Source organism: Pseudalkalibacillus sp. R45 (genome assembly GCF_052246725.1).
Lineage (GTDB): Bacteria > Bacillota > Bacilli > Bacillales > Fictibacillaceae > Pseudalkalibacillus.
This window is the reverse complement of the sequence record NZ_JBQQCL010000026.1, coordinates 1-12,939: the sequence shown is the minus strand read 5'-3', so window position 1 is coordinate 12,939 and position 12,939 is coordinate 1. Positions and strand designations below refer to the sequence as shown.

18 protein-coding genes and 1 pseudogene are annotated in these 12,939 nt (G+C 42.6%); 6 read left to right on the top strand and 13 right to left on the bottom strand.

The genetic code is table 11. The features are described 5' to 3' along the window. Positions 1–18 precede the first annotated feature (18 nt). The 5 genes from ACTWQL_RS23020 to ACTWQL_RS23000 all read right to left on the bottom strand — a co-directional run bounded on the left by ACTWQL_RS23020 (position 19) and on the right by ACTWQL_RS23000 (position 3,014). Entirely contained in the window at positions 19–429 is a 411-nt protein-coding gene (locus ACTWQL_RS23020) for a VOC family protein (RefSeq protein ID WP_443144708.1), read from the bottom strand. Next, positions 416–808, bottom strand: a complete 393-nt coding sequence (locus ACTWQL_RS23015) for a VOC family protein (RefSeq protein WP_443144707.1) — start codon at positions 806–808, stop codon at positions 416–418. Before ACTWQL_RS23015 ends, ACTWQL_RS23020 begins: the two co-directional genes overlap by 14 nt. Before the next feature lie 17 nt (positions 809–825). Beyond that, positions 826–1,761, bottom strand: coding sequence for an RNA polymerase sigma factor (locus tag ACTWQL_RS23010; RefSeq protein ID WP_443144706.1), 936 nt, complete (start codon positions 1,759–1,761; stop codon positions 826–828). A gap of 78 nt (positions 1,762–1,839) precedes the next feature. Further along, positions 1,840–2,385: a cysteine hydrolase family protein gene (locus tag ACTWQL_RS23005; protein WP_443144705.1), complete on the bottom strand. Its 546-nt coding sequence runs from the start codon at positions 2,383–2,385 to the stop codon at positions 1,840–1,842. 374 nt (positions 2,386–2,759) lie between these two features. Next, on the bottom strand, positions 2,760–3,014 hold the full coding sequence (locus tag ACTWQL_RS23000) for a hypothetical protein (RefSeq protein WP_443144704.1): 255 nt from the start codon (positions 3,012–3,014) through the stop codon (positions 2,760–2,762). A 151-nt stretch (positions 3,015–3,165) separates the two neighbouring features. On the opposite strand from ACTWQL_RS23000, the gene ACTWQL_RS22995 reads away from it, so the two are divergent. Next, the gene (locus tag ACTWQL_RS22995; protein WP_443144703.1) at positions 3,166–3,591 is read left to right on the top strand and encodes a ferritin-like domain-containing protein; all 426 of its coding nucleotides are present in this window, start codon (positions 3,166–3,168) and stop codon (positions 3,589–3,591) included. Positions 3,592–3,778: 187 nt separating this feature from the next. After that, the gene (locus ACTWQL_RS22990; protein ID WP_443144702.1) at positions 3,779–4,282 is read left to right on the top strand and encodes a GNAT family N-acetyltransferase; all 504 of its coding nucleotides are present in this window, start codon (positions 3,779–3,781) and stop codon (positions 4,280–4,282) included. Positions 4,283–4,415: 133 nt separating this feature from the next. Here the strand turns inward: ACTWQL_RS22990 and ACTWQL_RS22985 are convergent, their stop codons facing one another. Both ACTWQL_RS22985 and ACTWQL_RS22980 read right to left on the bottom strand, forming a co-directional pair. Continuing rightward, positions 4,416–4,805, bottom strand: a complete 390-nt coding sequence (locus ACTWQL_RS22985; protein ID WP_443144701.1) for a gamma-glutamylcyclotransferase family protein — start codon at positions 4,803–4,805, stop codon at positions 4,416–4,418. Positions 4,806–4,815: 10 nt separating this feature from the next. Then, positions 4,816–4,968 carry a hypothetical protein gene (locus ACTWQL_RS22980; protein WP_443144700.1) on the bottom strand — a complete coding sequence of 51 codons (153 nt, stop codon included), beginning with the start codon at positions 4,966–4,968 and terminating at the stop codon, positions 4,816–4,818. Positions 4,969–5,234: 266 nt separating this feature from the next. On the opposite strand from ACTWQL_RS22980, the gene ACTWQL_RS22975 reads away from it, so the two are divergent. Both ACTWQL_RS22975 and ACTWQL_RS22970 read left to right on the top strand, forming a co-directional pair. Continuing rightward, positions 5,235–6,035 carry a metal-dependent hydrolase gene (locus tag ACTWQL_RS22975; protein WP_443144699.1) on the top strand — a complete coding sequence of 267 codons (801 nt, stop codon included), beginning with the start codon at positions 5,235–5,237 and terminating at the stop codon, positions 6,033–6,035. Positions 6,036–6,127: 92 nt separating this feature from the next. Continuing rightward, positions 6,128–6,496, top strand: a complete 369-nt coding sequence (locus ACTWQL_RS22970) for a hypothetical protein (RefSeq protein ID WP_443144698.1) — start codon at positions 6,128–6,130, stop codon at positions 6,494–6,496. A 174-nt stretch (positions 6,497–6,670) separates the two neighbouring features. On the opposite strand, the gene ACTWQL_RS22965 is transcribed toward ACTWQL_RS22970, so the two are convergent. From ACTWQL_RS22965 to ACTWQL_RS22955, 3 genes and pseudogenes are all read right to left on the bottom strand, one after another. Continuing rightward, a complete protein-coding gene (locus tag ACTWQL_RS22965) occupies positions 6,671–6,928 on the bottom strand; it encodes a DUF2164 domain-containing protein (protein ID WP_443144697.1) in 258 nt (85 codons plus the stop codon). After that, entirely contained in the window at positions 6,894–7,661 is a 768-nt protein-coding gene (locus ACTWQL_RS22960) for an SIR2 family NAD-dependent protein deacylase (protein ID WP_443144696.1), read from the bottom strand. Before ACTWQL_RS22960 ends, ACTWQL_RS22965 begins: the two co-directional genes overlap by 35 nt. A 258-nt stretch (positions 7,662–7,919) precedes the next feature. Then, positions 7,920–8,015, bottom strand: a pseudogene (locus ACTWQL_RS22955) (YjcZ family sporulation protein); the annotation flags it as partial. A gap of 173 nt (positions 8,016–8,188) precedes the next feature. Here ACTWQL_RS22955 and ACTWQL_RS22950 point away from each other — a divergent pair. Next, positions 8,189–8,452 carry a DUF2524 family protein gene (locus tag ACTWQL_RS22950; protein ID WP_443144695.1) on the top strand — a complete coding sequence of 88 codons (264 nt, stop codon included), beginning with the start codon at positions 8,189–8,191 and terminating at the stop codon, positions 8,450–8,452. A 174-nt stretch (positions 8,453–8,626) separates the two neighbouring features. On the opposite strand, the gene ACTWQL_RS22945 is transcribed toward ACTWQL_RS22950, so the two are convergent. The 3 genes from ACTWQL_RS22945 to ACTWQL_RS22935 form a co-directional block, all read right to left on the bottom strand. Then, entirely contained in the window at positions 8,627–9,403 is a 777-nt protein-coding gene (locus tag ACTWQL_RS22945) for a 3-hydroxybutyrate dehydrogenase (protein WP_443144694.1), read from the bottom strand. Positions 9,404–9,424: 21 nt separating this feature from the next. After that, positions 9,425–10,744 carry a GntP family permease gene (locus ACTWQL_RS22940; protein WP_443144693.1) on the bottom strand — a complete coding sequence of 440 codons (1,320 nt, stop codon included), beginning with the start codon at positions 10,742–10,744 and terminating at the stop codon, positions 9,425–9,427. 258 nt (positions 10,745–11,002) lie between these two features. Further along, on the bottom strand, positions 11,003–12,373 hold the full coding sequence (locus ACTWQL_RS22935) for a sigma-54 interaction domain-containing protein (RefSeq protein ID WP_443144692.1): 1,371 nt from the start codon (positions 12,371–12,373) through the stop codon (positions 11,003–11,005). A 174-nt stretch (positions 12,374–12,547) separates the two neighbouring features. Between ACTWQL_RS22935 and ACTWQL_RS22930 the strand changes: the two genes are divergently transcribed. Then, a complete protein-coding gene (locus ACTWQL_RS22930) occupies positions 12,548–12,751 on the top strand; it encodes a hypothetical protein (protein ID WP_443144691.1) in 204 nt (67 codons plus the stop codon). Positions 12,752–12,939: the final 188 nt, after the last annotated feature.

Sequence of the window (12,939 nt, the reverse complement as noted above, 5' to 3'; positions counted from 1 at the left end):
GTGACAATTCCCTTAAGATTAATCCTCTTTCCATTCCCCGCCCCAAATGTTGAATTTATTTCCATCAGGGTCAAAGCAATCAAATGCATGCCCGGTCCACACTTCCCGGAATTCACCAACCTGTACGCCATGTTCCTTCAGACTTTTATACAGGAGTTGAGGGTCATTCACTTTCAATGTAGCTGCGAAAATCTGAGCATCATCCGAATTTCGCAACACCCCATTCTTCCATGTTGCCTTTCGAGGCATATCATCGGTTTCATACAGAAATAACCAATGACCATTTTCCACTCTCAATGAGGCGGTCTTCGTTTCGCGCTGATATTCATCACCAAAAACACAGCCGAAATGCTCGATCCAAAAATTGACCGCTTTATCCAGATCAGTCACAGGTAGATGTGTACAAGGTACACTTTCAATTTGATGCATTATTCACCCCTTGTTGATGCTCCTCACAGATCATAAGGACATTTCCATCTGGATCTTTGAAATTGAAAAAAGATACATCAGGGAATCTCTCAATCTCCCGGACGATGCTTCCTCCCTTTTCTTTTACAAAGGCATAAGCTTCATCGATATCATCGGTGTGAAGCATGAGATTCGCTTCAGTGCCAGGTTCATTGTTCCGATCATCATCGAGTAAAAAGCCGCCGTTCCCTAAATCGACATAATGGACAGGGCTATCCGGGTCCACTTGAGGTGTTTCTTTACCGAGTAATTCAGCATACCATCCAGCAGTTTTCTTCAAATCCTTCACATGAACAAAGGTAGCTCCTACACGATTGATCGGGCTTTTTGTAATTTTCATCTTTTCCCTCCTAAAAATCATTCCCAATTGACTGGGGGCTTGTTTCGTTGAAGTGGGATCTCGAGTGTATTTGCAATAGTAGTCAATAATTCACGACAGAAGAAATAACTTTTGTGGCGGACGATTTTTCCATCCGCTACATCTTGAAATTGTACATCATGCAATTGATGGCCCTGCTTTGTTTCCGCAAGGACAATGAGGACTTCTTTTCCCCACAAGTTTTTCCGATAAGCCTTCTTCCCCATGATCCCTGCTTGCATGGATCCTTTTTCGACATCGCCTTTCGAGAATTCTTGAAAACCTGGTGAAACCTCCATATGGATGGTGTCACTCGTCAAATGGAGCATTTTCTCTACATCCCGCCTATTGAATGCATCCAAATACTCATCGACGACTTCCGAGTGTCGCGATGTTTCATCTTGTGTATCGTGCACTTTTTCGTATGCGCCGATCGTTTGCAGCTTTTTCCTGGCTCGGTGTACGATTCCGTAGACTGCCCCTTCTGTCGAGTGGACCATATTCGCAATTTCTGCAGCCTTGAATTGGAATACATCCATCAACAGCAACGTTGTCACTTGTTTCGGCGTAAGATGATAGACAAGTACCTCTAATGCCTCCCGTATATTGAAAGCCTGCGAAGCTTCTAGGTCCGGCTCACTTTTACCAGGGTCAACTTCAACAGCTCGTTTCCGTTTTCTGCATTCATCAATCCAGCGATTGGTTGCAATTCGAAAAAGGTACGCTTTTGTATTGAGCGGCTGCCAGATTTGTGGCAGCATTGCAAAAGCCTTTAACAACGTTTCCTGGAACAGATCTTCTCCTTCCCATGGTGAACCTGTGACATAGCGGCAATAATTCCATAAGTCCTGCTTGAAAGGTTCGATTTCTTTTTCAAATTGACTATGTAGGGATCTGGTATCCTCCACAATGTTTTTCATCGTATCCGTTATCATATATAAATGACCTCCTTTTCCCTCCTCACTTATATAACGTAATAGACCGAGAAAACCTTACGTGCTTTTTGTAATTTTTTATTTTATTTTCTCTTTCATCCAAAAAACGTCCTCACTATTTTGTAGTGATATGGTTGAATCAGGGCTCCAGAAGTTCCCTAACGTATTGTGGGTATGATCGATGATTTGTTTTGCTGTCAAATGGTCATTATCCATTGTCGTATGGGCATCCGTTATCAACGTGACATCGTAACGTGCATCGAAAGCCCCCCGACAAGAGGAATCTACGCAATAATCCGTTTGTGCCCCACAAATATAAAGGTGTTCAGTTCCTAACTTATCAAGGACTCCTTTAAGGTTCGTATCTGCAAACGAATTCGGCAGCGTTTTATTTATGATGGTTTCCGTTTCTAAAGGCTTTTCCAATAAAGAATGTAACTCCCAGCCAGGTTCCCCGCGTTTCATCGGTCCGGCAGGGTATTCATGTTGAACGTATATGACGGGTACATCAATTGGCCGAGCATTCCGGATCAAACTTGATATTCGGTTGATCACCTCTTCTTTTTGGTAAGCATTCTCCATGACAGCATTTTGGACATCAATGACAAGCAACGCTTCGTTCATTTTTTTCCTCCTTCATTCAACAGAACTTTTGTTCGTATTTTGATTCATTTACATATTTCGCTAATTAAGTTGAAAATTCCTGCAACTTATTTTCAAGTCATGCGTCTATATAAGTAGGAGGTTCCTTTGAACTTTAAAAAAGCTTCAGGTTCCCCCTGACAAATTATCCTACCTCCCCTTTGAAATGGACTGGCTCCCGTTGAGCTGGTCCATATTTTTTTCGAATATCTTAAAGTCGAGAAAACTGTCCCATTATTAGCGGCCACCTGTCCGCAAAAGTATAATCTAATGAGTATTTGATAGTTCCATATTAGTGGCAAATGAGAAAGAGCTCTGGGTCAGTCACCAGAGCTCTCTTTTAATCGTGCAGTGTTTCATTTTACTTTAAGCGTCTTTTGGACGCGTTTTTTCTTTACAATGAGTTGATAGGCTTTCTCTACTTTTTCTTCTACATAATCCAGTGAGACACATTTACTGGGGTCTGCAAACATTCCAACCGCCCTGGACAAATGATCCACAGCGTTTTTCAGGTCTTTTTCGTTCCTTTGTGTTTTGTTCAAATGAATATCGTCCATCACATGAAAGGCCATAGCTTGAATATCGCGTAATCGTGCTTCTTCACTCTTCAATGCGTTCCCTCCCAGCTAGTACTTTTGCATAATCTAACTTATGGGAAAAGTGTAGGGAACATGAGTGTTTTTTAACTTGAATAGTCGGTTGTCACAATTGTTTTTTTCTGGGCATATGATACCGAAGAAAATTCGGAGGTGTATGCTTGAAATGCAGATGTATCGACAACCAATGGAGTCAACAAGTCTGATTGAAGATTTACGTAAGGCGATCAATGGAGAGTATAGTGCGATCCAATGTTATGAGAAATTAGCTAAGAATGCGCCAACTAAAGCTGAAAGAGAACAAATCCTTGAAATCCGGCAAGATGAAATCAACCACTTCCAAACGTTCTCGCAAATTTATGTCAGCTTGACAGGTCAGCAACCCAAACCTGAAATTACGGAAGAATGCCCTGATGATTACAGAAAAGGTGTCCGTGCTTCCTTTGTCGATGAGCAAGAGACTACAGATTTCTACCTGGACATCGCTGATAAAGCTCGCACGCCATACATCAGACACGTTTTCAAACGTGCTTCAGCTGATGAGCAAAACCACGCCGTCTGGTTCCTCTCCTTCCTCACGCTAAGAGGATGATCAATGGATCGGTACCAGGTACAAAAATTCAACCCTACAGCCCCAAGGACTCTGAGATGGTGCCTGGCACGCTCACGGAAGTCTTGGGGCTGTTGAGGTTTCAAATGGTGCCTAGCACGTATAGTATACTGGTGGTGATAATAAACTAGTGACTAGATGAATTAAGGTTTCACAGGGGGGTCAAATCGTGTTTGAATTGCGGACTGAACGTTTGAGGTTACGTCCTATAAAAAATAGCGATGTTTCAAATTTGATGAAGATATTTTCAGATCCGATTGCGATGAAGCACTATCCATCTACGAAAACGGAGCAGCAAGCTGAAGAGTGGATCGAATGGACTCACAATAACTACAATGCCTATAATGTTGGCTTATGGGCGGTGGAATCGCTGGAAACTGGGGAATTTGTAGGTCAATGCGGTATCGTCCCCCAGAAAATCAATGATGAAGTCTTGATGGAAATCGGTTATTTGTTCATCAGGGAACATTGGGGCAACGGTTATGCAACGGAATCCGCTAAGGCTTGTCTTGACTATGGATTCGAAAAATGCAAATACCCTAAACTCGTTTCGCTGATTGCTCCAGAAAACAGACCATCAGCCGCTGTTGCGAAAAGAATCGGGATGCGGAAAGATACCCAAATTCATAAATGGGACCGTTCCATTGATGTGTACGCCATCAATTCATATTGAACGAATCCATCACTATGTGTGGTGCGAGAGTTTTTGGAAAATCGAGTTTGTCCGGATCATGCTGAGTTTTGACCAGTAATTCTGCTATTTTGTCCAAATAAAAAACCACCCGCTTCCGGATGGTTGATTGATTCTAGCGTTTAAGCCAATCGCCGCATTCGATCACTTTTTTACAGAGAGAAGGGTTATGATCGACCGTGTAAATGACCACGTCTATTGGTCCATTTTCCGTCATGACCGGGTAAATTTTTCGTTCATAAAGGTTTTCATTGCCTGGACCTTTATATCCTTCAAGGTGATCCAGTTTTTTGAGACCGTCTGCATCGACTTCGTATATCTCTCCGAAAACGTTACCGGAGTCCACAAGAGTCATTGCCGGATAACCGTAGCCCGTGTCAAACAGTGTCCCCAGAACCCAGGCATGTTCCGATAAACACTTTGCATTTCCCAACACATAAGCATTACATTCATTTTTCCGGAGTGTTCCATAAACAAACACCAAATGTCCTCTCTCTGTATTCATACGTCTACCTCTATTTTCTGCGGATTCGATTTCGACCTCTCGTATATCGCATAAATTTCTCATACGTTTTTCTGTGAAAAGCTTCAATTTCCTTATCTGTCATGGCACGGATTACTTCCTGGTCACGGCTATGTCTTGGAGTTTCAGAGTTTCTTTTTACCATCGAAATTCCTCCTTAAAGCTGTCCCCACCTACCTATGACCCTTCATTTCTTATTGTCTATTCCTGCTGTCTGACCGATGCCAGGATGATTTGTCCTCTCATTCTTTATCATGTTTTATATGAAATTTTCTGCAATTATAGAACGAGAGCAGTGTGCTGTCAACGGGTAATCACCTAACCATTTACACTTTAATTACATTTATGGAAGGATTACCCTTGAACACGCAGAAAGTTTATATTGAAAACTATTTTTGAGGAGGAATGTGTATGAAAATGATGCGTCTTGGTCACGCTTCTTACTTGCTTACTAGTCATTCAGGCAAAAAACATTTGATCGATCCTTTTTTTAGTGGGAACCCCGGGTGTCCGGAAGCGTACACAAAACCTGAATTTCTTAAAACAATCGATACGGTGTACCTTACACACGGACACTTTGATCACACGGCAGGCCTGAAAGAATTGGTTGATGCCAATCCCGATGTTCTGATTGTTTGTCAGTATGAAATGGGGCTGATTCTACTTCAAAGTGGTTATCAAAATGTGCATCTCCTGAATTATGGCGGGTCAGTCGAGTTTGATGATGTGAAAGTAAGCATGGTCCAGGCACTGCACACATCTTCCTTTAAGGAAACGGAGAATACTCCACTATATGCTGGACAGCCTGCGGGATATGTTTACGATTTCATGAATGACGTTACACTCTACCATTCTGGTGACACAACCATGACGATGGATATGAAACTGATTCAGGAGGTCTACCAACCTGATCTGGCTATCCTTTCATCTTCAGGACAATTCGTCATGGGACCTAGAGAAGCTGCTTATGTCACAAAAAATCTCCTCAACGTAAAGTATGTCATCCCGAATCATCACTTTCCAACCAAAGAAACCTCTCCTAGACCAGAAGTTCTCGAAAACATGTTACAAAACTTCCCGGTGATCGAAACCATGATGGAAAAGGATCAAGAATTATTCGAACTATTACGAGATTACAAAAAGACAGAAGTCATTCTGCTGAATTTTGGGGAAGAACGGGAATTTTCCGAGCAAAAAGTTTCCCATAAATGAAGGTAAGCTGGTCCTAGGCAGGATCAGCTTTTCCAATGCCTGATTGTACCGTATACTAAAAGGAAGATATTGGGGTTTCAGGGGGGGGACAAATGAATAGGAAATTCAAAGTGTCGTTATTCGCATTCGCCCGTGTAGCAGCTCTTTTACTGATCAGCTGTCCAACGGCAGATGACTATCAGGAGTGGCTTTCAGACAATAACATCTTGAAATGTGATACTGAGAAATGTATCTCGTTTTCATCAGAAGTAAATTCAGTAGGGGCGATCCGATCAAACATTAACCAGGTAGATAAAACAGGCTCAGCCATACATACAGAAGGTCTTTTCTTCATGACAGCAGAAACCTACATACATGAAAAAGACCGCACCATTAAAGTGATCGGCTTTTTAAATTTCATGATTCCATACGAAAATATGCTTGATAATGGCATGGTCTATTCAATTGATTTTTTAGATTAGGCTTTGTTAAATAATGCTGTTGATTTTCTACAAATTTATCCCCTTTCCCCGGGCGAACCGGGAGCTTCCTCGCTCACTTTCACGTTCGCTGCGCGGTCTCCCCCTGGCTCACTGTTCCCGCAGGAGTGTCGCAAATTTCGTTAAAATCAACAATGAAGATTAACAGAGCATCAATTAACGCTTAAACAACTCGATTGGGCGCTGAAGGGCGTCCATATCTTCTTCTATATTCATCATTTTGTCTTGAAGAAGCTTTTTCGCATCACGTACGCCTTGATTGTAAACATAGGGACCCGCTTCTTTCAAAAAGAAATCCAGCATGAGACCTGCTGCCAAATCCCCGATTTCTTCTCCTCGCTCATCGATGAAATACCCCTGGATATTCCGGACTAGCTGTTCACGTTCTTCTTTTGGTATTTTCAATGTCATCATGAATCTCTCCACCCTTCCGTTTCTCATCAATAGCTTCGAGAATGTCACCCGCTTTTCCTTCGAGCTGCAAGTCAAATTGTTCACTCAACAGCGTTGCTTCATTATTGATGATCACTTTTTTGCCATTCGTCAAAAAAGGCAATTCATTCGCTGGTGAAACCTGCAAACTCGAACCGATGACGATCAACAGGTCTGATTCCTCAATGAGCCGGATCGCTTTCCCCCACACTTCTTGAGGAAGTATTTCACCAAACAAGATGATATCTGGCCGTAAATGATGCCCCCCACACTCTGAACAAGTATCCTGATTCAAAAAAGCCCCTTCATCAGAAGCTTGACCGCAATCCGAACAAAAAATCGAACGTAACGACCCATGAAGTTCATGAACGCTTTTGTTGCCAGCTTCCTGATGAAAGCCATCGACATTTTGGGTGACGATTCCTTTTACAAAGCCTTGATTCTCCCATTCAGCTAAAAAATGATGTCCTTTATGGGGATGATAGGTTTTCAAGTCTGTCAACCTTAAGCTATAAAAGCCATGGAACAGCTCGTACTCATTTTCAAGTGCATCAACAGTAGAGACGGTCATAGGATTGATTTTCTTCCACCAGCCTTCTCTGGAACGGAAATCTGGAATCCCGCTTTCCGTTGACATGCCGGCTCCTGTGAGAATCACCGTACTTTCCGATGCCTGCAACCAATCAGCAACAAGCGTAATTTTATGTAAATCCATGTCTTGGTCCTCCCATATGCCTTGGAGATGGTTCTATTATAGCACCATGATGGGCGTGGGGTGAATTAAGCTGAGCTTCGGCTGATTTGCCTCTTTTTATACACGAAAAGGGTTGACCATAATTGGCCGACCCTTTTTCCTAGTCAATATGAAAATGGTGGACAAAGCCCTCCACTGCTTTTGAATGACAAATTACCAGCCGTATCCGCCGCCATATCCATATCCGTCACAACCACAGCCGCCGTAGCCATATCCGCCACCGCCGCCATATGAAGCTCCTACAATAATTAGTAGGATGAACAAAACAACGATTAAAGTGAAACCTTTACCGCCTTTTCTTTTTCCATCGCTCATGTTTTCAGCCTCCTTTTTATCTAGTCACTACTACATTATGTTGAAAAAAACACACATGATAGGGACAAATATGGAGGTCTGTAAAATTATGCGAATGTCTAGAACACGTACACATATTATTCGGCATGCTATAACACACTATATGTACAACTTTCTAGAGGAGGAAGCCCAAAATGACAGAACATGAATCTTTAAGGACATTTCTCACACGCGCAGAGCAAGTGATCGAGTATGCCTCAAAACAGAATGAATTATATAACCACCAAGAACCACAGGTTGACGCTGCGATCTACTCTGGCGCACAACAACAGCTTGAAGAAGCTTATCTTGATTTGCAAAAGGTATCACATAGTGCCACACCGCAACAACGTGAAGAAATTCAACGTGTCATGGCCCGGATTTTGGATTTGCAAAGTGATATGATCATCAATGATTGAAAAAATGGGACTGTCCAGCTGATTCTACGGACAGTCCTATTTATTCCCTTCACATGTTTTTATGCTCATCAGATAGAGGTTTCTTTTTGATATCCGGAAAAGAACACTCCGTAATCGAAGTGAAATATAGAAAGAATTGCGTGCAATTCTCGAAGTTTTTCCTCCTCTTCAATCTTATTGTGCTGTATATCCTCCGTCGATAACAACGGCTTGACCTGTGATGCCTTTTGCTTTTTCACTTGCCAGGAACAAGGTGTAATCGGCGACTTCTTTTACCGATAACAAACGTTTCTGTGGGACTAGCGGATAAATGACATCCTCCATCACCTGCTCTTTTGAAACCCCTCGATTTTCCGCAAGATCCTCGAGCTGATTCTGCACGAGCGGTGTATCGATGTACCCTGGACAGATCGCATTCACCGTAACCCCATGTTCCGCTGCTTCCAAAGCTGTCACTTTCGTCAATCCGATTACGCCATGTTTTGCGCTATTGTATGCAGCTTTACCTGCGAATCCGACAAGTCCGTTGATTGAGGACATGTTCAGAATCCTGCCGAAACCCTGTTTTTTCATAATTGGAAGGGCATGTTTCGTCGCTATAAAAGGCGCGACAAGCATAACGCGTGTCAGCAATTCGAATTTCTCTGTCGGAAATTCTTCAACAGAAGCGACATGCTGCAATCCTGCATTATTGATTAAAATATCAATACTGCCGAAATGTGCGACCGTTTTATCAATCGACTGTTTCACTTCATCTTCCATTGTGACATCACATCTTAACCCAAGTGCTTGATGTCCTTCATCGTTCAGTTTCTGGGCAGCTTCTTTTACACCATCTTCATTTAAGTCGACCAGGGCAACTTTTGCGCCCTGTTCGGCGAATGAGAGGGCAAGTTCATAGCCGATTCCACTCGCTGCTCCAGTGATATACACAACTTTGTCACTAACCACGAATGCTCCTCCTTTTTCAGATTAGATTCCGACTCCTAGTGAGAATAGGATAACCGCTAGTGCCAATCCTATTAACGGCACGATGACCGTCAATGCTCCTACAGCTCCATATGCTGCACTATGAGATTCTCCGCAAATCGCCCGCACAGTCGTGACGACATAACCGTTATGCGGAAGTGAATCAAGAGCACCAGAGGAGATCGCTACAGTACGGTGCAAGGCTTCCGCGTTGACACCCATGTCCATATAATGTGGAGCTAAAATCGGTAATGCAATCGCTTGACCACCTGAAGCGGACCCGGTCATTCCTGCAATCACACTGACAGCAATCGCTCCGCCGATCAATGGACTTCCAGGAATGTTCGTCATCGCACTGACTGCCATATCAAAAGCAGGAACAGCTTTTGCAACCCCACCGAATCCAACCACCGCGGCTGTGTTCCCAATTGCAATCAAGGCTCCTAATGTACCTGCTGAAACAGCTTCCCAAAAATCTGTGAAATACTTTCTGTTCAAAAAGTAAGCTGAAATCACGCCACCTAATAACGCCACAATCAACGCAGATTGTTGTAAGGAATCATGAAAAATGAAGGAGATGATCAATACGACAACCAACGGGATGAGACCTGTGAGTGGATGAGGAAGCTCTTTTTCTACCACATCAGGATCGTCTTCCCGTGCTTCAAAACGTTCGCCATTCGCGACTGCTTTTGTAAGCATTCTCTTCAACCACCAGTAACCAAACACCGCCATGAAGACTGCGACAAGCGCACTGACTTCCCAACCCGCATACGGTGATGTTCCTAAATATTCAATTGGAATCCAGTTTTGGATTTCTGGGGAACCAGCAGATGTCATCGTAAAGGTTACTGAACCGAACGCAAGTGCCGCTGGAATGAAGCGACGCGGAAGATCCGCTTGTTTAAATAAGCTGAGTGCCATCGGATAAACTGAGAAAGCCACAACGAATAAGCTTACCCCGCCATATGTCAAAACGGCACATGCTAGAACAATTGCAAGTACTGCCTGTTTCATTCCGAGTTTTTCAACAATCCACTTCGAAACACTGTCTGCAGCACCACTATCTTTCATGACTTTCCCAAAGATTGCACCTAGTAAGAACATAAGGAACCAGGCAGTAACGAAGCTTGAGAATCCAGCCATATAGTCCCCGACGAGATTCGATCCCCCCTCCTCTGCAAGCTGTGGAAAGAGCGGCAGACCACTTAAGACTGCCGTAAACAATGCACAAAGTGGTGCAACGACGAGCAAATTCATGCCCCTCATCGTTAAGACGATTAATAAAATAAGACCACCGATTAAACCGATCATGCTTAACATCCTATATCCTCCCTTAACTCTTCGATTTATTGGAATCGCTTTCAAATTTATCTTTTATTGTGAAAGCACTTTCCAATCCAATCACTAAAAATGCAAGTTCCATGCCAAGTAAGAAATATCGGTATATCAAGGTTTCACAAACATTTACGGTTTCATTTTTCCGAAAAGTCGGAAAATAATGAAAGTAAAACAACCATAACCCCACTCTCATTAAAAATTCCAGAAAACCGGAAGGATTCCGGAATTCTGGAATGAGTTTCAGATCATATCATATCTTTTTAGCTTTTCGTAGAAACTGGATTTTCCGATACCGAGAGTTTTAGCTGCTGCAAGCTTATTGCCGGCATTTTGGGATAGCGCTTTTTTAATTGCACTGATCTCCGTCTCTTCAACCAGCTCCTTCAATGATTTACTTCCGATTTTGAGACTATCATTTTCATTTAGATATTCGGGGAGGGAGGTTTTATCGATTGTTTCATCATACGTCAAGTGGACAGCTGCTTCGATCACATTTTCAAGCTCACGTATATTACCGGGCCAATTATGGCAGAACAAAATTTTGTTGACCTCTTCATCTATGCTTTGGATCCGTTTTCCTGTTCGTCTCGTTACCTTTTCTAGAAAATGTTCCACCAAAGGTTTAATATCATCCTTTCGTTCACGTAAAGCAGGGATGTGAAGCTGGAAACCGTTGATCCGATAGAATAGGTCTTCCCGGAACAGCTTTTCCTGGACCATTTTTTCAAGTGGACGATTCGTTGCTGCAAGGACACGGACATTGACCTTCTCAGTTTCATTGGCACCGATCGGCTCAATTTCTTTCTCCTGTAAGACGCGTAATAACTTTGCCTGCATCCGTAATGGCATGTCCCCGATTTCATCCAAAAACAACGTGCCCTCATTTGCCAGGATGAACTTTCCGACTTTACCGCCTTTTTTCGCCCCTGTAAATGCCCCTTCCACGTATCCGAAAAGCTCGGATTCGAGGAGGTTGTCCGGTATTGCCGCGCAATTCACTTTTACGAAGGGAGCCGTACTCCTTTCACTCAATTGGTGGATACTATGAGCCAACAATTCTTTGCCCGTTCCACTTTCTCCGCGGATCAAAACGGAAATATCCCCGCTTGAAATCTTCTTTACCTGATTTTTCAACTCTTTAATCGAATCCGAAACGCCAACAAGATCATTCAGGGAATACTTTGCACCATTATTAGCACTCCATTCTTTACGGTAAAATTCGAGTTCTGAAAACAGACTTTTCACATGGCTGTTCATCTTCTTCCATTGTTCAGTATCTCGGAATATGACCGTACCAAGAGCAGCTACAACTTCATTCTCATGAAAGATCGGAATCCGGTTAGCGATCATGTAGTTCCCTTTGATGTATTGGAGGTCAGCGATTTCCGCCTTTCCAGTCTGCGCGACGATATGCATTCTCGTGTTTTCGATCACTTCTGTCACGTGCATGCCAATGACTTTCTTCGGATCAACCTCGAGGAATTCACAATAGTTTTTATTCATGAACCGTACTTTACCTTCCGTATCGACGACGACCACCCATTCAAACGCATTATCGATAATGGCTTCAAGAATGCTTTTATCTTTGAAACTGAAATCTGTCTGCAGCAACGTTTTCCGCCCTCTCCTTTTTTCTACTCCTTACTGTACCATATTCCGCAATAAAATTATAAGAGTATTCAGACGATCCTAACACCTTAGAATTCTATGTTGTCATGATTCTTTATGAAACTGTCGCTTTCACTAGACATATACTATATGAGTATCTATTCTGGGGGAATTGCTGTGTTGGATCGCATCTTACTTATTTTATTGCTTCTTTACCTTCTATTGATCATTATTCTTCAAAACCCGCTCTTTAATGATCATCGTTCAAATTCAAATTCGAATCCAATTACGATTGTTGGAAACATTATTGGACCTGTAAGCTATGAAGATGGGACACTTAACATCCAATACATTGGATATCCTTTCGTTCCATTTCGGTAACAACCACAAGGGCTGATGACATCAGCTCTTTTTTATTTTAGGCTGGTTTTCGTAAACATTGTTGCTCTTGCACTTAAAGAAAGTATAAAATACTTTCTTCAGTATAAGGGTAACTAAGGCTCGACCTACAAAAGGCTTGGTCTCGCCAAGTTTTCTTTAAAAGTCGTTGATTTCCGCTCCAGGATGCT